22 protein-coding genes are annotated in these 22,587 nt (G+C 63.6%); 8 read left to right on the top strand and 14 right to left on the bottom strand.

All coding sequences use genetic code 11. The annotated features are described in order from the left end of the window. Nucleotides 1-5: 5 nt before the first annotated feature. Together alr and AZF01_RS10455 are read right to left on the bottom strand one after the other, a co-directional pair. Nucleotides 6-1,187, bottom strand: coding sequence for an alanine racemase (gene alr / locus AZF01_RS10460; protein WP_024709524.1), 1,182 nt, complete (start codon nucleotides 1,185-1,187; stop codon nucleotides 6-8). Between the two features lie 62 nt (nucleotides 1,188-1,249). After that, nucleotides 1,250-2,743, bottom strand: coding sequence for a replicative DNA helicase (locus AZF01_RS10455; protein WP_024709525.1), 1,494 nt, complete (start codon nucleotides 2,741-2,743; stop codon nucleotides 1,250-1,252). Here AZF01_RS10455 and AZF01_RS23980 point away from each other — a divergent pair. Further along, nucleotides 2,733-2,915, top strand: coding sequence for a hypothetical protein (locus AZF01_RS23980; RefSeq protein ID WP_152534614.1), 183 nt, complete (start codon nucleotides 2,733-2,735; stop codon nucleotides 2,913-2,915). The genes AZF01_RS10455 and AZF01_RS23980 overlap by 11 nt on opposite strands. A gap of 92 nt (nucleotides 2,916-3,007) precedes the next feature. On the opposite strand, the gene rplI is transcribed toward AZF01_RS23980, so the two are convergent. The 10 genes from rplI to AZF01_RS10405 form a co-directional block, all read right to left on the bottom strand. Beyond that, nucleotides 3,008-3,643, bottom strand: a complete 636-nt coding sequence (rplI, locus tag AZF01_RS10450) for a 50S ribosomal protein L9 (protein WP_024709526.1) — start codon at nucleotides 3,641-3,643, stop codon at nucleotides 3,008-3,010. Further along, a complete protein-coding gene (locus tag AZF01_RS10445; RefSeq protein ID WP_024709527.1) occupies nucleotides 3,634-4,626 on the bottom strand; it encodes a hypothetical protein in 993 nt (330 codons plus the stop codon). Before AZF01_RS10445 ends, rplI begins: the two co-directional genes overlap by 10 nt. A gap of 297 nt (nucleotides 4,627-4,923) precedes the next feature. Next, a complete protein-coding gene (gene rpsR / locus AZF01_RS10440; protein WP_018062978.1) occupies nucleotides 4,924-5,172 on the bottom strand; it encodes a 30S ribosomal protein S18 in 249 nt (82 codons plus the stop codon). Between the two features lie 25 nt (nucleotides 5,173-5,197). Next, entirely contained in the window at nucleotides 5,198-5,620 is a 423-nt protein-coding gene (gene rpsF / locus AZF01_RS10435) for a 30S ribosomal protein S6 (protein ID WP_024709528.1), read from the bottom strand. 320 nt (nucleotides 5,621-5,940) lie between these two features. Continuing rightward, nucleotides 5,941-6,594: a TetR/AcrR family transcriptional regulator gene (locus AZF01_RS10430; RefSeq protein ID WP_024709529.1), complete on the bottom strand. Its 654-nt coding sequence runs from the start codon at nucleotides 6,592-6,594 to the stop codon at nucleotides 5,941-5,943. A 34-nt stretch (nucleotides 6,595-6,628) separates the two neighbouring features. Next, nucleotides 6,629-7,567, bottom strand: coding sequence for a zinc-binding dehydrogenase (locus AZF01_RS10425; RefSeq protein WP_024709530.1), 939 nt, complete (start codon nucleotides 7,565-7,567; stop codon nucleotides 6,629-6,631). A 369-nt stretch (nucleotides 7,568-7,936) separates the two neighbouring features. Next, nucleotides 7,937-9,781 carry a glycine betaine ABC transporter substrate-binding protein gene (locus AZF01_RS10420; protein ID WP_024709531.1) on the bottom strand — a complete coding sequence of 615 codons (1,845 nt, stop codon included), beginning with the start codon at nucleotides 9,779-9,781 and terminating at the stop codon, nucleotides 7,937-7,939. Then, nucleotides 9,778-11,349 carry a BCCT family transporter gene (locus AZF01_RS10415; protein ID WP_244435601.1) on the bottom strand — a complete coding sequence of 524 codons (1,572 nt, stop codon included), beginning with the start codon at nucleotides 11,347-11,349 and terminating at the stop codon, nucleotides 9,778-9,780. Before AZF01_RS10415 ends, AZF01_RS10420 begins: the two co-directional genes overlap by 4 nt. Nucleotides 11,350-11,646: 297 nt before the next feature. Next, complete coding sequence (locus tag AZF01_RS10410) at nucleotides 11,647-12,576, bottom strand: calcium/sodium antiporter (protein ID WP_024709533.1); 930 nt, start codon at nucleotides 12,574-12,576, stop codon at nucleotides 11,647-11,649. Between the two features lie 111 nt (nucleotides 12,577-12,687). Beyond that, nucleotides 12,688-13,731 (bottom strand): aldo/keto reductase, encoded by a 1,044-nt coding sequence (locus AZF01_RS10405; RefSeq protein WP_024709534.1) that lies wholly within the window; start codon nucleotides 13,729-13,731, stop codon nucleotides 12,688-12,690. A gap of 223 nt (nucleotides 13,732-13,954) precedes the next feature. On the opposite strand from AZF01_RS10405, the gene fabD reads away from it, so the two are divergent. The 7 genes from fabD (at nucleotide 13,955) to gmk (ending at nucleotide 20,732) form a co-directional block, all read left to right on the top strand. Next, nucleotides 13,955-14,899 (top strand): ACP S-malonyltransferase, encoded by a 945-nt coding sequence (fabD, locus tag AZF01_RS10400; RefSeq protein WP_024709535.1) that lies wholly within the window; start codon nucleotides 13,955-13,957, stop codon nucleotides 14,897-14,899. A 67-nt stretch (nucleotides 14,900-14,966) separates the two neighbouring features. Continuing rightward, entirely contained in the window at nucleotides 14,967-15,704 is a 738-nt protein-coding gene (gene fabG / locus AZF01_RS10395; protein WP_024709536.1) for a 3-oxoacyl-[acyl-carrier-protein] reductase, read from the top strand. Nucleotides 15,705-15,991: 287 nt separating this feature from the next. Then, the gene (locus tag AZF01_RS10390) at nucleotides 15,992-16,228 is read left to right on the top strand and encodes an acyl carrier protein (protein ID WP_018062986.1); all 237 of its coding nucleotides are present in this window, start codon (nucleotides 15,992-15,994) and stop codon (nucleotides 16,226-16,228) included. A 272-nt stretch (nucleotides 16,229-16,500) separates the two neighbouring features. Further along, the gene (gene fabF, locus AZF01_RS10385) at nucleotides 16,501-17,763 is read left to right on the top strand and encodes a beta-ketoacyl-ACP synthase II (protein WP_024709537.1); all 1,263 of its coding nucleotides are present in this window, start codon (nucleotides 16,501-16,503) and stop codon (nucleotides 17,761-17,763) included. A gap of 259 nt (nucleotides 17,764-18,022) precedes the next feature. Then, the gene (gene mltG / locus AZF01_RS10380; RefSeq protein WP_371260698.1) at nucleotides 18,023-19,099 is read left to right on the top strand and encodes an endolytic transglycosylase MltG; all 1,077 of its coding nucleotides are present in this window, start codon (nucleotides 18,023-18,025) and stop codon (nucleotides 19,097-19,099) included. A 102-nt stretch (nucleotides 19,100-19,201) separates the two neighbouring features. Next, a complete protein-coding gene (locus AZF01_RS10375; RefSeq protein WP_024709539.1) occupies nucleotides 19,202-20,089 on the top strand; it encodes a YicC/YloC family endoribonuclease in 888 nt (295 codons plus the stop codon). A 4-nt stretch (nucleotides 20,090-20,093) separates the two neighbouring features. Next, entirely contained in the window at nucleotides 20,094-20,732 is a 639-nt protein-coding gene (gene gmk, locus AZF01_RS10370) for a guanylate kinase (RefSeq protein WP_024709540.1), read from the top strand. Nucleotides 20,733-20,738: 6 nt separating this feature from the next. Here the strand turns inward: gmk and rsmA are convergent, their stop codons facing one another. Both rsmA and pdxA read right to left on the bottom strand, forming a co-directional pair. Next, nucleotides 20,739-21,566 carry a 16S rRNA (adenine(1518)-N(6)/adenine(1519)-N(6))-dimethyltransferase RsmA gene (gene rsmA, locus AZF01_RS10365; RefSeq protein WP_024709541.1) on the bottom strand — a complete coding sequence of 276 codons (828 nt, stop codon included), beginning with the start codon at nucleotides 21,564-21,566 and terminating at the stop codon, nucleotides 20,739-20,741. Next, the gene (gene pdxA / locus AZF01_RS10360; protein ID WP_081725864.1) at nucleotides 21,563-22,579 is read right to left on the bottom strand and encodes a 4-hydroxythreonine-4-phosphate dehydrogenase PdxA; all 1,017 of its coding nucleotides are present in this window, start codon (nucleotides 22,577-22,579) and stop codon (nucleotides 21,563-21,565) included. The genes rsmA and pdxA overlap by 4 nt, the downstream gene beginning before the upstream one ends. Nucleotides 22,580-22,587 lie beyond the last annotated feature (8 nt).

Below are 22,587 nucleotides of genomic sequence, written 5' to 3'. Positions count from 1 at the left end.
AAGCGTCAGTCCGGCTGGGTATAGCGGCGACGGTAGCGCAAGCCAAGGGCGGTCAGCAGTTCGTAGCCGATCGTTCCCGAGGCCGTCGCCGCCTCGTCCAGCGGCAGGTTGGGGCCGATCAGCTCGATATAGTCGCCCACGCGGATTGCCTCCTCCGGCACATCGGTCACGTCGTATATGGTCATGTCCATGGTTATCCGCCCGGCAATCGGCACCTTGTGTCCCGCAACAAACCCGAAGCCGCCGGGACTGACGGCATCGCGCAGCGGCGCGCCGGAACCCGAAAGCGACCGATGATAGCCATCGGCATAGCCGGCCGCGGCAATGGCGAGCCGGCTGTCGCGGGAAAGCCTGCAGGTCGCGCCGTAGCTCACGGTTTCGCCTGCGCGGGCATTGCGGATCTGGACGATCCTGGCCTCCGCCCGTGCCGCGGGCCTGAGCTTCCGCGCGGTGCCCGGCTGCGAATCGCCGCCGTAGAGCGCGATCCCGGGACGGGTGAGATCGAAATGATAGTCCGGACCGAGAAAAATGCCGGCGGAGGCCGACAGGCTGGCCTCGACGCCCTCGAAGGCGGAGGCCGCGATGCGGAACCATTCGAGCTGCTTTTTGTTCATCGGCGAGGCGGGATCGTCCGCGCAGGCAAGATGGGAGAGGATGAGAACGGGTTCGAAGCTCGCCGGCCGCGAGACATCGCCGGCAAGCGCCAGCGCTTCCTCCACCGTCAAACCGAGCCGGTTGAAGCCGGTATCGACCTGGAGCGCGCAGGGGTAATCGCCATATTCCGCGACCGCCGCGAAGAAAAAGGAGAGCTGTTCGGTGCTCGCCAATACCGGCACGAGATCATGTTCGAAAAAGAGCTCTTCCGTACCGGGCCACATGCCGGAGAGGACGAAGATGCGGGCATCGGGCGCAAATCGCCTGAGCGTCGCGCCCTCATCCGGCACAGCGACGAAAAAATCGGCAGCGCCCGCGCCGTAAAGCGCTTCGCCGACATCCTCGATCCCGAGACCGTAGCCGTCGGCCTTGACCACGGCCGCCGTCCGGGCGCTGCCGGAGAGCGTTCGCATGGTCTTCCAGTTGCTGACAATGGCGCCGAGATCGACGGTCAGCCGGGCGGGAGCCGCCGAGAAGGGGATTTCCCCTTCCTGCAGCGGTTCATCGTTGAGATCATTCGAAAAATCAGACATGAAATCGCCGTTTATTGCAGAATCTCGGCAATCATAGCGCGTTCACGCCATTTCGCCCATGCCTAATCGTCGAAACTCGAATAGGACGGGTCGGCAAGATCCGCAAAGCGGGTATAGGCGGCCTGGAAGGCGAGGTTTGCCGTGCCCGTCGGGCCGTGACGCTGCTTGGCGATGATGACGTCGGCGGTTCCGCGCACCTTCTCGTATTTCATCTTCCACTCGTCATAGGCCGGATCGTCAGGGTCGCGCGGCTCGAGGTTCTGGACGTAATACTCCTCGCGGTAGACGAACAGCACCACGTCCGCGTCCTGCTCGATCGAGCCCGATTCGCGAAGGTCGGAAAGCTGCGGCCGCTTGTCGTCGCGGTTTTCCACCTGGCGGGAAAGCTGGGAAAGGGCGATGATCGGCACGTTCAGTTCCTTGGCGAGCGCCTTCAGCCCGGTGGTGATCTCGGTCACCTCCTGCACGCGGTTCTCGCCGGATTTCTTCGAACCCGTCATCAGCTGCACATAGTCGACAACGAGCAGATCAAGGCCGCGCTGGCGCTTGAGGCGGCGGGCGCGGGCGGAAAGCTGGGCGATCGAGATGCCGCCGGTCTGGTCGATATAGAGCGGAACCTTCTGCATGGTCTGCGAACAGGCCACCAGCTTGTCGAAATCGGCCTCGGTGATGTCGCCGCGCCGGATTTTCGAAGACGAGACTTCCGTCTGCTCGGAGATGATACGGGTGGCGAGCTGTTCGCCGGACATTTCCAGCGAGTAGAAGGCGACGACGCCGCCCTGTTTCGCCTCGACCGTGCCGTCGGGCAGGACTTCCGGCTCATAGGCGGAGGCGACGTTCCAGGCGATATTGGTGGCGAGCGAGGTCTTGCCCATGCCCGGACGTCCGGCGAGGATGATCAGGTCCGAGCGCTGCAGTCCGCCCATCTTGGCATCGAGCGTGTTGAGGCCGGTGGAGATGCCGGAGAGATGGCCATCGCTTTCAAACGCCTTGCTCGCCATGTCGATGGCGATCGTCACGGCGTTCTCGAAGGACTGGAAGCCGCCCTCATAGCGACCGGTCTCGGCCAGCGCGAACAGCTTGCGCTCGGTGTCCTCGATCTGCTCGGACGGCGGCAGGTCGATCGGCGCATCATAGGCGGTGTTGACGATATCCTCGCCGATTTCGATCAGCTGCCGCCGCAGCGCCAGGTCGTAGATGGTGCGGCCATAGTCCTCCGCATTGATGATGGTGACGGCCTCGGCGGCAAGCCGCGCGAGATATTGCGCCACCGTCAGGTCGCCGACCTTCACGTCGGAGGGCAGATGGGTCTTGAGTGTGATCGTGTTGGCGATCTTGTCCATGCGGATCGTATCGCCGGCAAGCTCGTAGATCCTGCGGTGCAGCGGCTCGTAGAAATGCTCCGGCTTCAGGAAGTCCGACACGCGGTAGAAGGCGCTGTTGTTGACGAGAATCGCGCCGAGCAGGGCCTGCTCGACTTCCAGATTGTTCGGCGCCTCACGCGTCTGCTGCGCGCCGGGCGTCTGGAAGGAAAGGGAAGGCGCGATGTCATTCATGATCGGTCTTTTCTCGGTGTCCTGGGACTGGCTTGGCAAACTATCACTAGCGGATCAACCGCATCCGCTCACTGTCATCGCGATCACATTCTCCAGTCTTGCCCGCAATCCACAGGGCGCAGGGCCAGGCGAAAGCGGGCGCGGCGAAAACAGGCCGTCGGCCTTGACATGATTCGGATACGTGAAAGCACATGATACCACAGAAAAGCCCGGCCTCCTTTGCGGAAGGCCGGGCCCTTGATATCCGAAGCTTCAAGCCGCCGATCAGGCGTTCTTGTCTTCCTCGTCGCCTTCTTCCTCGCCAGAGGCCTCGGCTTCTTCGGCTTCGTCCTCGTCGAGGTCGTAGTCGGCATCGGGGTTGAAGAAGTCTTCCGGACGCAGCGCGTCCTCGTCGACGCCGTAGATGGCGTCGGCGGAGGTGAGGTCTTCACCCTTGAGCTGCCGCTCGGCTTCCTCGGCGGTGCGGGCGACGTTCAGCTCGACCGTGACATAGACTTCCGCGTGAAGCTGGACTTCGACCTTGTGCAGACCGACCGTCTTGATCGGGTGGTTGAGAACCACCTGGTTGCGGGAGATCTTGTAGCCTTCCTCGCCGAGGATCTCGACGATGTCGCGGGTTGCGACCGAACCGTAGAGCTGGCCGGTTTCGCCGGCGGAGCGGACAACGATGAAGGACTTGCCGTCCAGCGTGTCGGCAACCTTCTGGGCTTCGTTGCGGCGCTCGAGGTTGCGGGCTTCCAGCACCGCGCGCTCGGCTTCGAAACGGGCCTTGTTGGCGGCATTGGCGCGCAGCGCGCGGCCGGTCGGCAGCAGGTAGTTACGGGCATAGCCATCGCGAACCTTCACGGTTTCGCCCATCTGGCCAAGCTTGGCGATGCGTTCAAGCAGGATTACTTCCATGGGTTTTTCCTTTCATTGTCGTCGTCTGGATCCGGCGGGGTGGCTCCCGGCGAGAGAGCAATGGCCCGCCGTGTGTCAAGAAGGCCCATCACCACGAAGATCAGGGCCGGGAAGGTGAAAATCAGCGAAAGATAGGAGAGTATGATGACCGGCACGCCCCAGCTCTGGCCGCGCGCGGCAAGATGCATGCGGGCAAGGCCGGCGAGCAGAAAACCGCCGCCAAACGCGCCGAGGCAGGCCGCGCCGATAAGGCCGATCGTTCCGCCGAAGAAGGTCGCGACCAGAGCCGCGAGAAACACGAAGATCGCATTGCGGTGCATGCGCAGTGATTTCGCCACATCCTCGCGCGGACGGCTCGTCAGCCCTGACGCTATCGCGATCCGCGCCGCGAAATGATAGGCGACGAACAGAAGGATGACCGAGGTCGCGCCCTGGACGATCGGCAGCATGACCACGAACATCGACTTGAACTGCGCCACCAGCGCCGCGTCGGCGGCAAGGTCCGGGTTCTGCATCGCCAGCGCCTGCATGAAGGCGTCGATCAGTTCGCCCGTCGCATCGGGTCCGTATCCGGCGGCAAAGCCGAGAACGATCAGCGCCAGCGTGATGACGGCGCAAAGATGCATGAGGATATCGGAGAGCGGGTACCAGGCCGTCAGCCCCTCAGGGCCGCCGATCTCGCTGGCCGGGCGCGCCAGATTGCCGAGATGGCTGAGCCAGCCGGCGGGCACCAGGGTGATGGCGAGCGTGTAGAGCGCAAAGAAGGGCGAGACCATGGTCGCGCCGAGGCCGCCTGCGACGATGATCGCCGCGATGGCGGCGGCATTGCCCCAGCCGAGGCCGGCAATCAGGATCGGAAGGGCGGAGGCGGCGGAAAGCAGCGTTGAAAACAGCGCGTTGAAACTCGCGGCATAAGCGAGCATGAAGCCCGCAACGCCGGCAAGCGCGCCGATCAGCACTGTCTTTGCATTGAGTGTTTTCATCCGCTGTCCTGCCCTTCGAGCAGTTAGGGAAATCATGTTTCCCAACCTGGGTTCAATTTTCCGGCTGCTGCGCGCCCACCGCGCCGGAGCCGTTTCGGAGGTTGCCCTCCAGTCTCGCCGCCCTCCGTTCAATCTCCCCCCTTGAGGGGGAGATGTCGCGAAAGCGACAGAGGGGGGTGAACCCCCTCGATATTCACATTGCTCTCCACTTCCATCATGCTCGGGTCAAGCCCGAAGATGACGGCAGAAAGGGAAGCGGGCGAGGGGCGCTTGCACCGGCCCCGCCCGCCAAAAACCTTACGATACGACGTAGGGCAGCAGGCCGAGGAAGCGGGCGCGCTTGATGGCGCGGGCGAGTTCACGCTGCTTCTTCTGGCTGACGGCCGTGATGCGGGAGGGAACGATCTTGCCGCGCTCGGAAATGTAGCGCTGCAGAAGACGAACGTCCTTGTAATCGATCTTCGGGGCGTTGGCGCCGGAGAAGGGGCAGGTCTTGCGACGACGGTTGAACGGACGACGCGTCGGGATGGAGGCGATAGCTACCATGATAAAAACTCCTTAAATCTCGCAATCAGCTGCGCGGACGGCGATCGCCGCGGTCGCCACGATCACCGCGGTCGCCACGATCGCGGTTGTCACGGCCGCCGTCGCGGCGCGGACGGTCGTCGCGGTCGCGCTTCTGCATCATCGCCGAGGGCCCTTCCTCATGCGCTTCGACCTTGACGGTCATGTAGCGCAGGATGTCCTCGTTGATGCGCATCTGGCGTTCCATCTCGTGGATCGCGGCAGCCGGCGCATCGATGTCCATCAGCGCGTAATGCGCCTTGCGGTTCTTGCGGATGCGGTATGTGAGGGACTTCAGGCCCCAGTTCTCGATACGGCCAACCTTGCCGCCATGCTCTTCGATCAGTCCCTTGTACTGCTCGACGATGCCGTCAACCTGCTGCGCCGTGATGTCCTGGCGGGCCAGGAACACGTGTTCGTAAAGTGCCATTGATATTTGCCTTTCTTGCGTTTCCAGGACCCGGACTTCGGCGGCTAAGCCTCAACGACTGCTCCTGAGGGGAAACCCCGGCAAGAAAAGCGTTAGACGAGACGGTCGAGAGCGGCGACACGGGAGGCAGGCGTCTTTTACGCGCCAAGCGTTCTCGCCACGGCGAAAACAGCCCTCCGTTCAGCCACCAGCCTGAAGACCGGACCTTTGGATGAGCGGCTTATACGGATTTTCGGGCGGAATGCAAGGGGGAGGGGTAAAAGGCCCGTCGCTGCGCGCTTCCCGGCTGCTGCCGGCACGGGAAACAAAGGAATGCTTCGTCATCCGACTTTCGATTCAACTCCCGTACTGCGAGAAGTGGCGGTTTCGGCAGAGAGTGCGTGTTCGATCATGTCGATCAATTGGTCGCCGGCCGTCGCGATGCTGAAACCAGGATCGGCCAGCCAGCTGTCAATGAGTCCGCAAATTCCGGCAGCGATGAGCAGACTGGCGATTTCAGGACTGACGTTGCTTCGAATCTCGGCTGATCGAATGCCCTCCCTTATGTGGCTTGCCAGGAGAGCGAGGGTTTTGTCGCGCAAGCCCGCTATGTCCTCGGACAAGGCCTGGTCTCTTCGGGCGTCTGCCAGGACGACATGGGTCGCAAGCCCCCGCGAGGGATGCGCATGGAGCTGTGTCAGCACCGCTCGCGTAATCTTGAGAACCGCATCGAGCCCCGAAACGAAGCCTGCCGAGGCAAGCGTCTGATCAAACTCGATCGCCACGTGCGATGCCAGCGCCTTGAGATACTGTTCCCGCGAGCCGAAGTGATGGGCAGGCAATCCCCGGCTATAGCCGGCGCTCTTGCCAACTTCGGTTAATGTCAGCTTCTCGGGGCCGTGCTCGGCGACAAGGCGCAAGCCGGCGGCAAGCATGCGTTGTTCCGACTCGTCCCGACGCTCTTCCTGTGTTTGCCGAACACGACCTTCTTTCATGGCTGGACCTCACTGCCGCGTGTTTGAGCACTTTCTACGGCTGTAGCACGATCTTGCCAAAAATGCCTCCTGACTCCAGCATCTCATGCGCCTGTGGTGCCTGATGGAGGGGAAGTATCTGAGCGATCAGCGAGCGAAGCGCTCCGCCTGCGGCCTCGGAAAAAATATCGTCTGCCGCGGAGACCAATTCGTCGTCGCGCACCGAATCAAGGCTGAACAGCGAATAGGTGAGCGAATTTGAAAAGTTCTGCAGCATGACGCGATCAATGCCGGAGGGCGGAAAGCCGGCAGCCGCGCCGTTCACAAGGTAACGTCCGTTCGGCTTCAGGGCTGCGACCATATCGGGTCCATCGTCGCCGGCTACGGGGTCGATGATGACGTCAAAGGGACCGTCGGGCCTGGCGCCGTCGCCCCGCCGTATGACATGCTCGGCCCCGAGGGCTCCGACACGATCGGCGGCGGCGGCGTTCGTCAGGGCGGTGACAACCGCTCCTGAATTCACGGCCATCTGGACCGTCATGGAACCGATGCCGCCGCTGGCCCCCCGGACCAGGACGCTTTCGCCGGCCTGAAGTCTCGCTCGCCTGATGCTGAAGCGCGCCACCAATGCACTCGTTCCGAGGGAAACGGCCGCCGCGGGAGAAACGTTTTCAGGCAGCACGACCATCCTGCTGGACCGGGCAACAAATTGCTGGGCATAACCGCCTTGACCCAGGGCGAAGACGCGTTTTCCGACGAGCGCGGCGTCAACCCCCGCGCCAACGCGGGCAACCGTGCCCGCGACCTCCACGCCCGGAACGAAACCGGGCAGAGTGCCGCCGAAAAGGCCCCTGCGCTGCAGGACGTCCAAGAGCCCTACGCCGGCTGCCTCGACATCGATAACGATCTCGCCCTCGTTCGCTGAAGGCGCGGGTACGCTTGCAAGACACAATTGATCGGCTGCGCCGAACTCTTTCACAATGATCGCCTGCATGTTGAAATTCCTCGGTTGAATATCTTGCTTGTTATACTAACAAGTTTCTTGTTGCAAGCTCTCCGTTCACGCCGATACAATTCGGCGGACAGGCGCGCGGCGGCGTTCCTGAAAAACGAACCGGAGCGGTATCGCGTCGGTTCGGGTCGAAGAAGCCGCCGGCGCGGAAATTACTGTTTTGCAGCAATCTGGTATCGCTATTCCCCGATGAGCCCGAGGAACGAGAGACAGCATTTCTGCACTGAACCGCCACGCTCCGGCATAACCGGTGCGCCGGACGCGGCGAAGATTTGAAAGCCGGTGACATTGTCCCGGAATTGAGGCCGGCAAGCGCTTTGCCCTTGTGCGTCCGAACGGACGCACGGCGCTCTACTGCCGCTCCTCCGGCCTTTCCGGGCGGATGAACAGCCAGATGACCCAGACGAGATAGGCGAGAATCACGATCATCAGGATCGCGCGCCCTGGATAGGGGTTGATGCGGTCGTCGCGGATATTGACCTGCGGGGTCAACGCCGCGGCCCGCCTCAGATAGGGGTCGACGGCGGCATGCAGGCCGAGATTGCGGTTGATCGCCTCGACATTGCGATCCTGAAGCGGGCGCTGTTCGTCGAAGAAGGCGCCGGGACCCTGCTGTCCGACGAGGAAGCGTTCCGGCGCTGCCGGGCCGAACAGGATGAGCTGTGTCGAGAGCGTGGTCACCGCCTTCCCGACTCCGTCATAGGTATCGGCGCTGATCTGCGCCTCGCGCATGACCGGAAGCAGAACCTGAGCCGCGCCTTCCCACCAGCCATTCGCATCGACAAGCGTGATCGCCTCATCCTGCGCGAGAAGATCGGCCACATCCTGGCGGCCCGGCGTGGCGAAGACGAGCGCGACATCGGCATCGCCGTTCTCAAGCGCTGAGGCCGCGGTCCCGGTGCGTTCATCGGCAAGCGGCAGGACCGTGGCTTGCCTGCCTCCGGTCCTTGCCACGACGGTGGCCAGAAGATGCGACGCGGAGCCTTCCGGCCCGGATGCGATGATGCCCGCTTCGAAGGGCGAGACGGGATTGTCGGCAAGCGACAGCGCGTGCAGGAAGGTCGAGCCGACGGCCGCGACGGCCTCGAGCCGGTCGTCGCGGACGATCCGTCCGTTCGAGCTGACGAACCCGGAGACGGCGGGGGCAAAGGCCAGGCGGGCCCGATCGGCCGCAAGCGCGTCGATCGGCGCGTCATCGGCCAAGAAATTCACGTCGCGGCCGCGCATGGCCTCGCGCACGGCGCGCAGGGCGTCGATGGCGGAGTCCGTGCCAATGGTCTCCGGCACAATCGCGATGCCGAGCTGAGGCGTGCGTTCGCGCGGCGGCTTCTCGACGAGGCCCATGTCATAAAGCGCGCGCCGCGCAACGCGGGCGACCGGCCGGCCGTCGAGGCGCACGGCGGCATTGAGCGTCTGCATCATCTCGTCATCGATGCGTCCGGCGAGCTTTGCCATGATCTCGGCGATCTCCGGCCGGCGCTCCAGCGCAGCCGTCGATGTCAGGGGCGCGGCTTCGTAGACCGGGAAAAAGCCGGTCGAATCATCGAGCGCGACCAGGTTGTAGTCGACGATCTCCGGATCGGTCGTCAGACCGACGACGATATCGACCCTGCGCTCGACCAGGGCATCGTAGAGATCGTTGCGTCCGGCTTCCGGAAACACCGTGACCGTGTCGAAGGAGAGGCCGAAACGATCGAGGAAGGGTTCGAGGCCGTCGCGCGGGCGTTCCGCGAAGGACTGCATCACGCCGAGGCGCATGCGGTCATCGGGTCCGGCCAGATCCGATATGGTTTCAAGGCCGTTCTCGGCGGCAACCGCCGGGCGGGTCAGAACCGCATAATCCGTTGCAAAGCCGAGACGGTCGAGCATGACGAGCGCGTTGTCCGAAAGTCGCCCGTTGACGACCGAATACGCTTCGTCAGCGTCAGCCATGCGGGGCGCTCCCATGAACGCCAGCGCCGTTCCGGTGTATTCGGGATAAAGGTCGATGTCGTCATCGGTGAGCGCCTGGAAGACGATGCCGGTCGACCCCAGCGCCGGAACGCGCTTGACCTTGATGCCATCCTCTTCGAGCAGAAGGGCGAACATCTCCGCAAGGATCCTGCTTTCCGCAAGGTCTTTCGAGCCGATACGCACCGGTTGTGCCGCGCAGCCGGCGAGGACGAATACGATCAGAAGCGAGATCAGCCTTCTCATGACGCCACCTCGCCGGCGCGGTCCTCAACGGGCCCGCTGCGTGAGGGATCGCTTCTGAGTCGTCTCAAGAAACTCACGATCTGCAGCATCAGGATCGCGGAAAAGGGTATCGCGCCGAGCGTCGACATGGCCCGCGCGACATCGACGGACCCGGCAAGAAGCGTCGCCGCCGTGATGATCGCGACGATGCTGCCCCAGACGATCTTGGAAGCCGACGGCGGGTTGAGGTTGCCGTTCGTCGTCATCATCGAAAGCACGAATGTGCCGCTGTCGGCGGAGGTGACGAGAAAGATGACGATCAGCACGAGCGCGCCGAAGCTGAGGACGTTCGCGAACGGGAAATAGTCGAGAAAGGTGAAAAGGGCGGCGGCGACATCCTGGGTGATGACCGAGGCAAGCCCGCCCGGACCGTACATCTCGACATAGATGCCGGCGCCGCCAAAAACGGCAAACCAGAACAGAGAGAACGCCGTCGGGATCAGGATCACGCCCGTACAGAACTCGCGAATCGTCCGCCCGCGCGAAATCCGGGCGATGAAGACGCCGACGAACGGCCCCCAGGCGAGCCACCAGATCAGATAGGTCAGCGTCCAGTTCGCCGACCATTCGGTTACGCCCTCGAAGGGGAACAGACGGAACGACATGCTCACGAATTGGGAAACGTAAGCGCCGATCGTGGTGACGAAGGTTTCCATGATGAAGGCGGTCGGCCCGAAGATCAGGATGAAGGCCATCAGGGCGAGGCCGAGCGCCATGTTGATGTCGGACAGTAGCTTCATGCCCTTCTCGACGCCGGTCAGCGTCGAAATCATGTACATCAGGAAGAGAACTGCCAGGATCAGCAGCGATGTCGTGTTGACCTCCGGCAGGTCGAACATGGCCGTCAGGCCGGACCGCACCTGCAGCGCGCCCATGGCGAGCGAACCGGCAAGGCCGAAGACAACGGCAACAACGCCAAGGACATCCGCCGTCGTTGCCGCAGCTTCGGCGGATCTGCCCGAGAAAAGCCCGCGCAGCGGCGTCGAGATCAGCGGCGGCTTGTCGAGACGGAAGGTGAAATAAGCGATGACAAGAGCGCACACGCCGTAGATCGACCAGGCGTGCAGACCCCAGTGCAGGTTGGTGATCACGAGCGCCTGGCGCGCGGCTTCCGCCGATCCGCCGACGCCGACCGGCGGGTTCTCGAAATGGGTTACCGGTTCGGCAACACCCCAGAAGAGAAGCCCTGCGCCCATGCCGCCGGCAAACAGCATCGCGATCCAGGATGAATAGGAAAATTCCGGCTTCTCGTCGTCCTTGCCGAGCCGGATGTTGCCATAGGGGCCAAGGGCGAGAAAGGCGGCGAGAATCACGAAACCCGAACACAGACCAAGCCACCACCAGCTGGCGCCGATCATGAAATAGCTGGTGAAGCCCAGAACGCTCGCCGCCATCTGTTCGGGCGCGAGAACGCCCCAGGCGCCGATCGGCAGGCACAGAAGGAGCGAAATGATGACGGTCTTGTTGAAGTGCACGAGCAGGCGCCCCCCGGTTTTTTGCTCGTCGCAGGCGGAAGTGTCCTGCGACATCCATCCTGCCCCTTCCCAACACGCGAGTAGGCGCGAGTCAACCAAAGGCAGCCTATTTGGCTTTGAAAAGAGACCGGAGGGGCCGGATGGTAGGTGCGCGGGTCAACGAGCATTCGTGCCGCGCGCCGGATCGCCGCGCTGTCGCCAGAAAGGCGCTTCGCGCCGCGGGACCATGATCGAATGAGGCGGCCTCGCCGCTAGATCATCGGGCGGTCAATCTGAACCCCGATGCTCCATTTCTTTGTTTGGGCGCATCGGGTTATCGAAAAACCGGTAACCACTTTCTCGTCCGATGCTCTAGATCAGATATACGATATATCCGGCGTAGGCCGCGACCATGGCAGCGCCCGTCGCCCGGTGAAAGGTCTTTGCAAAAAACAGCATTGCCGCGAAGAATACGCTCGCTGCCAGCATCACCGGCACATCAAGCGTGGCGAAGCCGTCGGAGACCGGCAGCGGCGCGATCGCGGCCGTGGCGCCGAGGATGCAGAGTGTGTTGAAGATGCAGGAGCCGGTGACGTTGCCGATGGCGACATCGGAATGGCGGCGGGTGGCGGCGACGACGGCGGTCGCCAGTTCCGGCAGGCTGGTGCCGACGGCGACGACTGTGAGCCCGACAACGGCATCCGACACGCCGAAATGGGCGGCAAGCTCGGTCGCGCCGCGGATCAGGAATTCCGCGCCGAAAAGCAGAACGACGAGGCCCGCCACGATCAGCAAGCCCATCTTCCACACCGGCATGGCGTCGACATCGACTTCGACGTCGTCATTCAGGTTTGCGCCGGTCCTGCGCGCCCACATGTAGGTGCGCAGGAGATAAAGGGCGAGGATTGCCAGGAGCACGACGCCGGCAATGCGGTCGATCACCTGATACTGCACGAGGAAAAGCAGGATGACGGCCGAGGCCACCATGGTCGCGGCATCGCGCCGGACGGAGCGGTCCCAGCCGGCAATCGGGAAAATGACGGCGGCAAGACCGACGATCAGCAGGATATTGGCGATGTTGGAGCCGACGACATTGCCGAGCGCGATGCCCGGCGCCCCGGACAGAGCGGCCCGAACCGAGACCAGCAGTTCCGGCAGCGATGTGCCGAAACCGACGATGACGAGCGATGCGATCAGGGGTGAAATGCCGATCCGCCGCGCCGTGGCCACCGCGCCGGAGACCAGCCATTCCGCGCCGAAATAAAGTCCGAGGAGGCCGAGTGCGATATAAAGGTAGTCCAAGTTCCGGTCCCTGTCCCTGCCAAGCCGGTTGGTAAACCGGCGAAAATTTCGTCCCAGCGACCGCATATGGGGCGCGGTCGGGCGGAAACAATGTCCCGCCGGATGAATCGTTTAGATCGGCATCGGGAATTGCCGGTGAACTTTGGCGATGTCTTCCAGCACGGCATCCGACAACGTCAGTTCGTGGGCGGCGATATTGGTCTTCAGCTGCTCCATCGAGGTCGCGCCGATGATCGCGGCGGTGACGAAGGGCCGCGACAGCACGAAGGCGAGCGCCATCTGCGCCGGGTCGAGTCCGTGCTTTTCGGCGACGGCGAGATAAGCTTCCACGGCCGGCTCCTGCTGCGGCTTGCGGCGGCCGCCAAGCTCCGGCTGGATCGAGGCGCGCGAACCGGCCGGCACCTTTCCGCCGAGATATTTGCCGGTCAGAAGCCCGGTTGCAAGCGGCGAGAAGGCGAGCAGGCCGACATCCTCGTAATAGGCAAGTTCCGCCATATCGAGATCATGGTGCCGGTAGAGCAGGCTGTATTCGTTCTGGACGGTGGAAATGCGCGTCCGGTCGTGCTGTTCGGCGCGGTTGAGATAGCGCATCGTGCCCCAGGCCGTCTCATTGGAAAGGCCGATGGCGCGGATCTTGCCGGCCTTCACAAGCCTGTCCAGCGTGTCGAGCGTCTCGGCGATATCGACATGGCTCTGGTAGCGGTCCTGGCCGTAAGGAGAATATGTCCAGGAATTGCGGAAGTGGAAATGGCCGCGATTGGGCCAGTGGATCTGGTAGAGGTCGATATAGTCGGTCTTCAGCCGCTTCAGGCTGGCGTCAAGCGCATTGCGGATCGCCTGCGGGGTGATCGGCTTGCCGTCGCGCACCCACGGGCGGCCGGGGCCGGCGATCTTGGTCGCGAGCACGATGTCGTCGCGCTTCTTGCGGCGTTCGAACCACGAACCGACAAATTCCTCCGTGCGGCCATAGGTTTCCGCGCTGAGCGGCGTGACCGGATACATTTCGGCGGTATCGAAGAAGTTCACGCCGTTGTCCACGGCGTAGTCCATCTGGGCGTGGGCCTCCGCCTCCGCGTTCTGCGTGCCCCATGTCATGGTTCCGAGGCAGATTTGCGAAACTTCTATGCCGGTGCGGCCCAAACTATTGGTTTTCATGAAATTACCTGAAATACTGAAATGGCGGGTTTTGAGGAAACTTAGCCGGATAGCGCCGCAGCGCAAGCGCCCAACGGCATTTTCACGCGCAAATTCAGCCGCGAATGGCGGGGGGCCGCTATTGACACCGGCGGTCGAAACGTCAAATGGAAGGCCTTTCAGACGTGGCTCCGGGGTGAACCGCGTCGAACCACATTGAATGATCGCCTCAGGGGGACCGCAGATGACAGTCGCATTCACCTTTCCCGGACAGGGCAGCCAGAGCGTCGGCATGGGCAAGTCGCTGGCCGATGAATTCACCGCCGCAAGGCTCGTTTTCGAGGAAGTGGATGACGCGCTCGGCGAAAAACTGTCCCGCACGATATGGGAAGGCCCCGAAGACCAGCTTCAGCTGACCGCCAATACGCAGCCGGCGCTGATGGCGGTCTCGCTCGCCGCGATCCGTGTGCTGGAGGCGGAAGGCCTCGACCTGAAGGCCGACATTTCCTACGTCGCCGGCCATTCGCTGGGCGAATATTCCGCGCTTTGCGCGGCCGGCACATTTTCTCTGGCTGACACGGCGCGTCTCCTGCGCATCCGCGGCAATGCCATGCAGAAGGCCGTTCCGGTGGGCAAGGGCGCCATGGCGGCGGTCATCGGGCTTGCCTTCGAGGATGTCGAGGCGGTTTGCAAGGAAGCGTCCTCGGCCGGCGTCTGCGAGATCGCCAATGACAATGGCGGCGGCCAGGTGGTGATTTCCGGCGAAAAGGCCGGCGTTGAAAAGGGCGTTGCGCTGGCAACGGATAAGGGCGCAAAGCGCGCGCTGCTGCTGCCGGTGTCGGCTCCCTTCCATTCCTCGCTGATGGCGCCTGCCGCCGATGCCATGGAAGAGGCATTGGCAGAGGTGCGCAAGGGCGTGCCGGCGGTGCCGGTCGTTGCCAATGTGCGCGCCGAGCCGGTTTCCGATCCGGAAGAGATCGCGAGCCTGCTCATCGCCCAGGTCACCGGACGGGTGCGCTGGCGCGAAACCGTCAGCTGGTTTGCGGCCAACCAGGTCGAGACGCTTTATGAGATCGGCGCCGGCAAGGTGCTGACCGGCCTGGCGCGTCGCATCGACCGTTCGGTCAACGGCATTGCCGTCGGCGGACCGGACGATATCGACGGCGCGCTGAAGGCTATCAAGGGCTGAATCGATTGATACTGGTTCGCTGCGCGCGGACCCTCACGCAAGACTAGATACGGGACGAGGTTTTAAAATGTTGGATCTTTCGGGGCGCAAGGCGCTCGTAACCGGCGCAAGCGGCGGCATCGGCGAGGCGATCGCCCGCCAGCTGCACGGGCAGGGCGCGACCGTCGCCCTGCACGGCACGCGGGCGGAAAAGCTTGAGGCGCTGGCCGCCGATCTCGGCGAGCGCGCCCATGTGTTTCCCGCCGACCTTTCCGACCGCGACGCCGTCAAGGCGCTCGGCGAGAAGGCCGAGGCCGACCTCGGCGGCATCGACATTCTGGTCAACAATGCCGGCATCACCAAGGACGGTCTGTTCGTGCGCATGAGCGATGCCGACTGGGAAAGCGTGCTGGAGGTCAACCTGACGGCCGCCTTCGTCCTGACGCGGGCGATCATGCATCCGATGATGCGCCGCCGCTTCGGTCGCGTGATCAACATCACCTCGATCGTCGGCGTCACCGGCAATCCGGGGCAGGCCAATTACTGCGCCGCCAAGGCCGGCATGATTGGTTTTTCGAAATCGCTGGCGCAGGAAGTCGCGCCGCGCAACGTCACCGTCAACTGCGTGGCGCCGGGCTTTATCGAGACGGCGATGACCGACAAGCTGAACGACAAGCAGAAGGAGGGCATTCTTTCCGCCGTGCCGATGAAGCGCATGGGCAGCGGGGATGACATCGCTTCCGCCGTCACCTATCTTGCCTCGAACGAGGCGAGCTATGTCACGGGCCAGACCCTGCACGTCAATGGCGGCATGGTGATGGTCTGAGCGAAGGTTGCGTTTTGGCGAACGCGAGCGGTTGAAATGCCCGCGCTCGCCGCAAACCGGCGCTTTTTTGGCTTTGCGCCGTGAACAAAGCATGGTAAGCGGGCCGGGACTGCCAAGAACAGTCCAGCGGATATGATCCGGTCCTGCGGGCCGGTTTTTTCCAATGTGGGCGTTGGTTCACGTGTTTGCCGCCACATCTCTTCGTGAAGCGAGGGATAGGACGGCGTTAACTTCAAGGGGTGCCCTGGCGCATCCCATCGAACTTGAGACAGGTCGAGGATACCGACATGAGCGATATCGCAGAACGCGTTAAGAAAATTGTAGTTGACCACCTGGGCGTTGACGCCGACAAGGTTGTTGAAAGCGCCAGCTTCATCGACGATCTGGGCGCAGATTCGCTCGACACTGTCGAGCTGGTCATGGCCTTCGAAGAAGAGTTCGGTGTCGAAATCCCCGACGATGCAGCCGACTCCATCCTGACCGTCGGCGACGCGATCAAGTTTATCGAGAAGGCCCAGGCCTGATCGACGCAGAAGCACCGGGCGGTTTTTCAGCGCTCTGCTGAATACCGCCTTGATCGGCCCGGTAAAACGGGCCATTTTTTTATCCTGAGCCGGATCCGGCGGTCGCCGGCGCCAGAAGATTTTGTCTGTCCGCTGGCCGGGCAGTAAAGACCGGCCGCCTTGGCTGTCCGGTTCGGCCGAAGGATGAAAATGCCGCTTTGCTGGGATGGCGGCGACCCGGTTCCGTCACGGCGCCGGAGGCGAAAAGAAAACTGAAAAGGGGCGATCCACCAATGAGGCGTGTAGTAATCACCGGTCTGGGCATGGTAACGCCGCTGGGATGCGGAACCGAGGTCACCTGGTCGCGCTTGCTGGAAGGCAGGAACGGCGCATCCAAGGTCACCGCTTTCGAGACGGATGACCTGGCGGCCAAGATTGCCTGTTCGATCCCTTTGGGTGACGGCAGCGACGGGACGTTCAACGCGGATCAATGGCTCGAGCCGAAGGAACAGCGCAAGGTCGACCCCTTCATCATCTATGCGATGGCTGCCGCCGACATGGCGCTGAACGACGCAGACTGGCACCCGAAAAGCGATGACGACCAGATTTCGACGGGCGTCCTGATCGGGTCCGGCATCGGCGGTCTCGATGGTATCGTGGAAGCCGGATACACGCTGCGCGACCGCGGTCCGCGCCGGGTCTCGCCATTTTTCATCCCTGGCCGCCTGATCAATCTGGCCTCCGGCCAGGTCTCCATCCGCCACAAGCTGCGCGGCCCCAACCATTCTGTCGTCACCGCCTGCTCGACCGGCGCGCACGCCATCGGCGACGCCAGCCGGCTGATCGGCTTCGGCGACGCGGACGTGATGGTCGCCGGCGGCGCGGAATCGCCGATCTGCCGCCTGTCGCTTGCCGGCTTTGCCGCCTGCAAGGCGCTGTCGACGGATTTCAACGACGATCCCCAGCGCGCCTCGCGTCCCTATGACGTCGACCGCGACGGCTTCGTCATGGGTGAGGGCGCCGGCATTGTAGTCCTTGAAGAGCTCGAACACGCCAAGGCCCGCGGCGCGACGATCTACGCGGAAGTGGTCGGATACGGGCTCAGCGGCGATGCCTACCACATCACCGCGCCGAGCGAGGACGGCGAAGGCGCCTTCCGCTGCATGACCTCGGCCCTGAAGCGCGCCGGCATTGCGCCGGGCGAGATCGACTACATCAACGCCCACGGCACGTCGACCATGGCCGATACGATCGAGCTCGGCGCCGTCGAGCGGCTTCTGGGGGAGGATGCCGGCAAGGTGGCGATGTCGTCCACCAAATCGGCGACCGGCCATCTTCTCGGTGCTGCCGGCGCGATCGAGGCGATCTTCTCGACGCTTGCGATTCGCGACAATGTCGCGCCGCCGACGCTCAATCTCGACAATCCCGAGCGCGAGACTCCGATCGATCTCGTGCCGAAAGTCGCGCGCAAGCGCAATATCGACGTGGCGCTGTCGAATTCCTTCGGCTTCGGCGGCACCAACGCCTCGCTGGTTCTGCGCCGCTATAACGGCTGACCCGCCGTCAGGCCTTGTGGAAGGACAAAAGAAACGGCTGACATTTTGCGGCCGTTTTTTTATCTAGGTTCAACGACTTCGGCGTTGGATTCGATATCGTTCGCCGCAGCGGCGGTTTGCTGCCGCAGGTCATGATGGTGAGGCCGCATCGCTTCCGGATGCGGCCGGACTTTTGTTTGAGAGGTTACCGGTGCGCGGTTCTGACCAGGAAAACGGGCGTGAGAACGGCGAGAACGCGGGAGACGACCGCCGGCCGGTCGTGCCGAAATCCGCCAGGGAGGCATTGCGGCCGGAGCGCGTCCCCGAGCCCGTGCAGCGTTCCAGAAAGGCCAAGAGCCAGTTCGTGACATTCCTGAATTTCGTGATGACGCTGCTGGTGCTTGCGGCGGTGGCCGTGGGCGGCATCTATTATTACGCGAAATCGAGCTACAATGAACCCGGTCCGCTGACGGTCAATGCGGAATTCACCGTGCGCGCCGGCGCGGGCCTTGCCACCATTGCAAGGGATCTGGAGCGCAACGGCATCGTCAGCGATTCGCGTATTTTCCGCTATGTGACGGCGGCCCATCTGAGAAACGGCGAGACCCTCAAGGCCGGCGATTATGAGATCAAGGCGGGCGCTTCCATGGCCGATGTGGCCGCCCTGCTCGAATCGGGAAAATCCATTCTCTACAGCATTTCCTTTCCCGAGGGCTTCACCGTCCGGCAGGTCTTCGACCGGCTGGCCTCCGATCCCAATCTGAGCGGAGACCTGCCTGAGGAACTGCCGTCCGAAGGAACGCTGATGCCGGAGACCTATCGCTTCTCGCGGGGGACGGACCGCACGGAGATCATCGAGCAGATGCGCGAGGGCCAGCAGCGCATGGTCGACGAGATCTGGCTGAAGCGGGACCAGGGCCTGCCGATCGACAACAAGGACGATTTCGTCACGCTTGCCTCGATCGTCGAGAAGGAAACGGGCATTGCCTCCGAACGGCCGCAGGTCGCAGCCGTTTTCCTCAACCGGCTGGAGCGGGGCATGCGGCTGCAGTCGGACCCGACCGTGATCTACGGTCTTTTCGGCGGCGAGGGCAAACCTTCCGACAGGCCGATCTACCGGTCGGATCTCGACAAGGAAACGCCCTACAACACCTATCGGATCAACGGCCTGCCGCCGGGGCCGATCGCCAATCCCGGCCGGGCGGCGCTCGAGGCGGTGGCAAACCCGGCCCGTACCGAAGACCTGTACTTTGTCGCCGATGGCACCGGCGGGCATGCCTTCGCCCGCACGCTCGACGAACACAATGCAAATGTTCGCCGCTGGCGCAGGCTCGAAGCCGAGCAGGGCGCGAATTGACGCTCCGTCGGAGGACCCGGCTTAGCGCCGGGCGGAAAATGCTGTAGTTTGCGCCGCGATGGCCCGGCCTCGTTTGCCGGGCCGGAGCCGAGAGGGGAAGACATGAAGCCGCAATCCATGACGGGCTTTGCCCGCAGCGAGGGGCACTGGCAGCGCTATCGCTGGTCCTGGGAACTTCGTTCCGTCAACGGCAAGGGGCTCGATTTCAGGCTCCGGCTGCCGCAGGGCAGCGATCATCTGGAGAGTGACGTGCGCAAGCGTCTCTCCGGCCGTTTGTCGCGCGGCAATGTCCAGGTGGCGCTGTCGATCGCCCTTGCCGAGAGCAGGCTGGAACTCGCCGTCAACGAGGCGGCGCTGCAGGCGGTGCTCGACCTCAAGGCGCGCCTCGGCGATGCCGTTGACGACAGGCCGCTCACCATGGAGGGCCTTCTCGGCATGCGCGGGGTTGCCGAGTTCCGCGAGGTCGAGGAGAGCGAGGAGACAATCGCAACGCGCGACCGCATGATCCTTGATGATCTCGATCGCGCGCTCGACAGGCTGGCGGCCATGCGCGGCGATGAGGGCGAGAAGATCGTCGCGGTTCTCTCCCGCCAGATCGACAGGATCGAAGCGCTGACGGCAACGATTGCGCGCGACCCCTCCCGCTCTCCGTCAACGATTGCCGAAAAGCTCTCCGAGCAGGTGGCGAAACTGGTGGAGGCCGCGCCCGCGCTCGACGCGGACCGGCTCTACGCCGAGGCGGTGCTGCTCGCCACCAAGGCCGACCTGCAGGAAGAAATCGACCGGCTGAACGCCCATGTCGAAGCTGCGCGTGCGCTTTTGCAACAGGGCGGGCCATGCGGGCGCAGGCTTGATTTCCTGGCGCAGGAATTCAATCGCGAGACCAACACGATCTGTTCCAAGTCGAACGCCGTCGCGGTGACGGCGGCGGGGCTGGAGCTGAAGACGGTCATCGATCAGTTTCGCGAGCAGATACAGAATCTGGAGTAGAGCCATGGCAGAAAGCAATGCTGTAAACCGACGCGGGATCATGCTGGTTCTGGCGGCCCCGTCCGGCGCGGGCAAGTCGACGATCGCGCGGCGGCTGCTTGCCGAAGACCCGCTGATCGATCTGTCGATCAGCGCAACGACCCGGGCGCGCCGCAAGAGCGAGCAGGAAGGCGTGCATTATTTCTTCCTGGAGCCTGACGCGTTCATTGCCAGACGCGATGAGGGCGCGTTTCTCGAATGGGCTGAGGTTCACGGCAACTATTACGCCACGCCGCGCGCGTCGGTCGAGGCGTCGCTTGCCGCAGGCCGCGATGTGCTGTTCGATATCGACGTTCAGGGTGCCGAACAGCTGAAACAGGCCCTGCCGCGCGATGTCGTCGGCATCTTCGTGCTCCCGCCCTCGATGAAGGTGCTGAAGGAGCGGTTGATGGCGCGCGCGGAAGACAGCAAGGCCGCGATGGAGGTTCGCCTGAAAAACGCGACCGGCGAGATCTCGCGCTGGCGCGACTACGAGTATGTCGTGGTCAACGACGACCTTGAAGACGCCTATGACCTTGTGCGCTCGATCCTGCGGGCGGAACGGGCCAAACGCGAATATGAGAGCGTCATCCCCCGCCATGTCGAAGCGTTGCTGTCCGAATAGGCCGGATCAGAGACAGCGCGCGAGCGTGCAGAATTCCGCGACGGCGAGGGTTTCGGCCCGCCGCGTCGGGTCGATACCCGCCTTTTGCAGGAGCGTCTCGCCGCCGAGCGCCTTGAGGCTCTGGCGCAGCATCTTGCGGCGCTGGCCGAAGGCGGCCTGGGTAACCTTCTCGAGCGCGGCGGCCTCAACCGCGATCGGCTCCGCGCGCGGGGTGAGATGGATGACGCTGGAGGTCACCTTCGGCGGCGGCGTGAAGGCCTGCGGGGGGACGTCGAAGGCGATGCGCGCCTCGGTGCGCCAGCAGGCAAGCACGCCGAGCCGGCCGTAATGGCTGTCGCCGGGCGCGGCGACGATGCGCTGGGCGACTTCCTTCTGGAACATCAGCGTCAGCGATTGCCAATAGGGCGGCCAGTCTTGCGGCAGCAGCCAGTTCACCAGCAATTGCGTGCCGACATTGTACGGCAGATTGGCGATGATGCGCACCGGCCTGCCGCCGCCGATCTCGGCAAAATCCACCTTCAGCGCGTCGCCCTCGATAATCTCGAGTCTTCCCGGGTAGTGGCCGGCGATCTCCTCCAGCGCCGGAAGGCAGCGCGAATCGCGCTCGATCACCGTCAGCCTTTCCGCGCCGAGCGAGAGGATGGCGCGCGTCAGCCCGCCGGGGCCGGGACCTACCTCGATGACATGCGCGCCTTCAAGGTTGCCGGCCGTGCGGGCGATCTTCTGCGTCAGGTTGAGGTCGAGCAGGAAATTCTGGCCGAGCGCCTTTTTCGCGTTCAGTTGGTGATTGGCCAGAACCTCGCGCAGCGGCGGCAGATCGTCGATCTGGCTCATCCGCGGTCCTCGGAACCGCGCGCGAGCCGTGCGGCGAGCTTCAGCGCCTCTTCGAGACTTCTCGGATCGGCGACGCCACGCTCCGCAATGTCGAAGGCCGTCCCGTGATCGGGCGAGGTTCGGACGAAGGGCAGGCCGAGCGTCACATTGACCCCTTCCTCGAAGCCGAGCGTCTTGACCGGGATCAGCGCCTGATCATGATACATGCAGATCGCCGCGTCATAGCGCGTCCTGGCGCTGGCGTGAAACATGGTGTCGGCGGGAAGCGGGCCGGTGACATCGATGCCTTCCGCCCGCAGTGCCTCAAGCGCCGGTCGCACCGTCTCCTCGTCCTCGCGGCCGATCGTGCCCTGCTCGCCGGCATGCGGATTGAGCCCGGCAACGGCAAGGCGCGGCGCGTCTATGCCGAAGCGCCGGGCGAGGTCGCGCGCGGTGATCCGGATCGTGTCGATGATCAGCGCCTGATCGAGCGCGCCCGGAACATCGGCAAGCGGGATGTGAATGGTAACGGGCACCACGCGCAGGGCCGGGCAGGCGAGCATCATCACCGGACGATACTCCGTTCCCGTCTCGCGCCGCGCGAGTTCGGCCAGAAACTCGGTATGGCCGGGAAAGCGGAAGCCTGAACTGTAGAGCACCGATTTGGCGATCGGATTGGTCACGAGCGCGGCGGTCTTGCCGCGCATGGTGAGCTTCACCCCGGTTTCGATTGCGGCAATCGTGCCGGAGGATGTCGCCGGATCAGGCTTTCCGGGCGAAACGGGCGTCGCCGCGTCGATGGCGAAAACCGGCAGCGCCGAGCCGAACGCGTCGACTGCCGCCTCCGGAGCCGAAACCGCGACCGGTACATCCATGCCCAGCATCGCCGCACGGGCCTTCAGAATGCGCGGATCGCCGAGATAGACAAACGGCGGCAGCCCGGTTTCACGGCGTCGGGACCAGGCCTTGAGCGCGATCTCCGGCCCGATGCCTGCGGGGTCACCCTGGGAAAGGGCAAGGGGAAGATCAGCCATCATTCCGC

It is taken from the genome of Martelella sp. AD-3 (genome assembly GCF_001578105.1).
In the GTDB taxonomy this organism is placed as follows: Bacteria; Pseudomonadota; Alphaproteobacteria; order Rhizobiales; family Rhizobiaceae; genus Martelella.
This window is presented reverse-complemented; position numbering and strand designations above follow the sequence as displayed.

Bases quoted from the DNA above. Each gene is read 5' to 3' on its own strand.
- alr (WP_024709524.1), bottom strand. From the start codon at position 1,187: ATGTCTGATTTTTCGAATGATCTCAACGATGAACCGCTGCAGGAAGGG.
- AZF01_RS23980 (WP_152534614.1), top strand. From the start codon at position 2,733: ATGTCATTCATGATCGGTCTTTTCTCGGTGTCCTGGGACTGGCTTGGC.
- AZF01_RS10455 (WP_024709525.1), bottom strand. From the start codon at position 2,743: ATGAATGACATCGCGCCTTCCCTTTCCTTCCAGACGCCCGGCGCGCAG.
- rplI (WP_024709526.1), bottom strand. From the start codon at position 3,643: ATGGAAGTAATCCTGCTTGAACGCATCGCCAAGCTTGGCCAGATGGGC.
- AZF01_RS10445 (WP_024709527.1), bottom strand. From the start codon at position 4,626: ATGAAAACACTCAATGCAAAGACAGTGCTGATCGGCGCGCTTGCCGGC.
- rpsR (WP_018062978.1), bottom strand. From the start codon at position 5,172: ATGGTAGCTATCGCCTCCATCCCGACGCGTCGTCCGTTCAACCGTCGT.
- rpsF (WP_024709528.1), bottom strand. From the start codon at position 5,620: ATGGCACTTTACGAACACGTGTTCCTGGCCCGCCAGGACATCACGGCG.
- AZF01_RS10430 (WP_024709529.1), bottom strand. From the start codon at position 6,594: ATGAAAGAAGGTCGTGTTCGGCAAACACAGGAAGAGCGTCGGGACGAG.
- AZF01_RS10425 (WP_024709530.1), bottom strand. From the start codon at position 7,567: ATGCAGGCGATCATTGTGAAAGAGTTCGGCGCAGCCGATCAATTGTGT.
- AZF01_RS10420 (WP_024709531.1), bottom strand. From the start codon at position 9,781: ATGAGAAGGCTGATCTCGCTTCTGATCGTATTCGTCCTCGCCGGCTGC.
- AZF01_RS10415 (WP_244435601.1), bottom strand. From the start codon at position 11,349: ATGTCGCAGGACACTTCCGCCTGCGACGAGCAAAAAACCGGGGGGCGC.
- AZF01_RS10405 (WP_024709534.1), bottom strand. From the start codon at position 13,731: ATGAAAACCAATAGTTTGGGCCGCACCGGCATAGAAGTTTCGCAAATC.
- fabD (WP_024709535.1), top strand. From the start codon at position 13,955: ATGACAGTCGCATTCACCTTTCCCGGACAGGGCAGCCAGAGCGTCGGC.
- fabG (WP_024709536.1), top strand. From the start codon at position 14,967: ATGTTGGATCTTTCGGGGCGCAAGGCGCTCGTAACCGGCGCAAGCGGC.
- AZF01_RS10390 (WP_018062986.1), top strand. From the start codon at position 15,992: ATGAGCGATATCGCAGAACGCGTTAAGAAAATTGTAGTTGACCACCTG.
- fabF (WP_024709537.1), top strand. From the start codon at position 16,501: ATGAGGCGTGTAGTAATCACCGGTCTGGGCATGGTAACGCCGCTGGGA.
- AZF01_RS10375 (WP_024709539.1), top strand. From the start codon at position 19,202: ATGAAGCCGCAATCCATGACGGGCTTTGCCCGCAGCGAGGGGCACTGG.
- gmk (WP_024709540.1), top strand. From the start codon at position 20,094: ATGGCAGAAAGCAATGCTGTAAACCGACGCGGGATCATGCTGGTTCTG.
- rsmA (WP_024709541.1), bottom strand. From the start codon at position 21,566: ATGAGCCAGATCGACGATCTGCCGCCGCTGCGCGAGGTTCTGGCCAAT.
- pdxA (WP_081725864.1), bottom strand. From the start codon at position 22,579: ATGGCTGATCTTCCCCTTGCCCTTTCCCAGGGTGACCCCGCAGGCATC.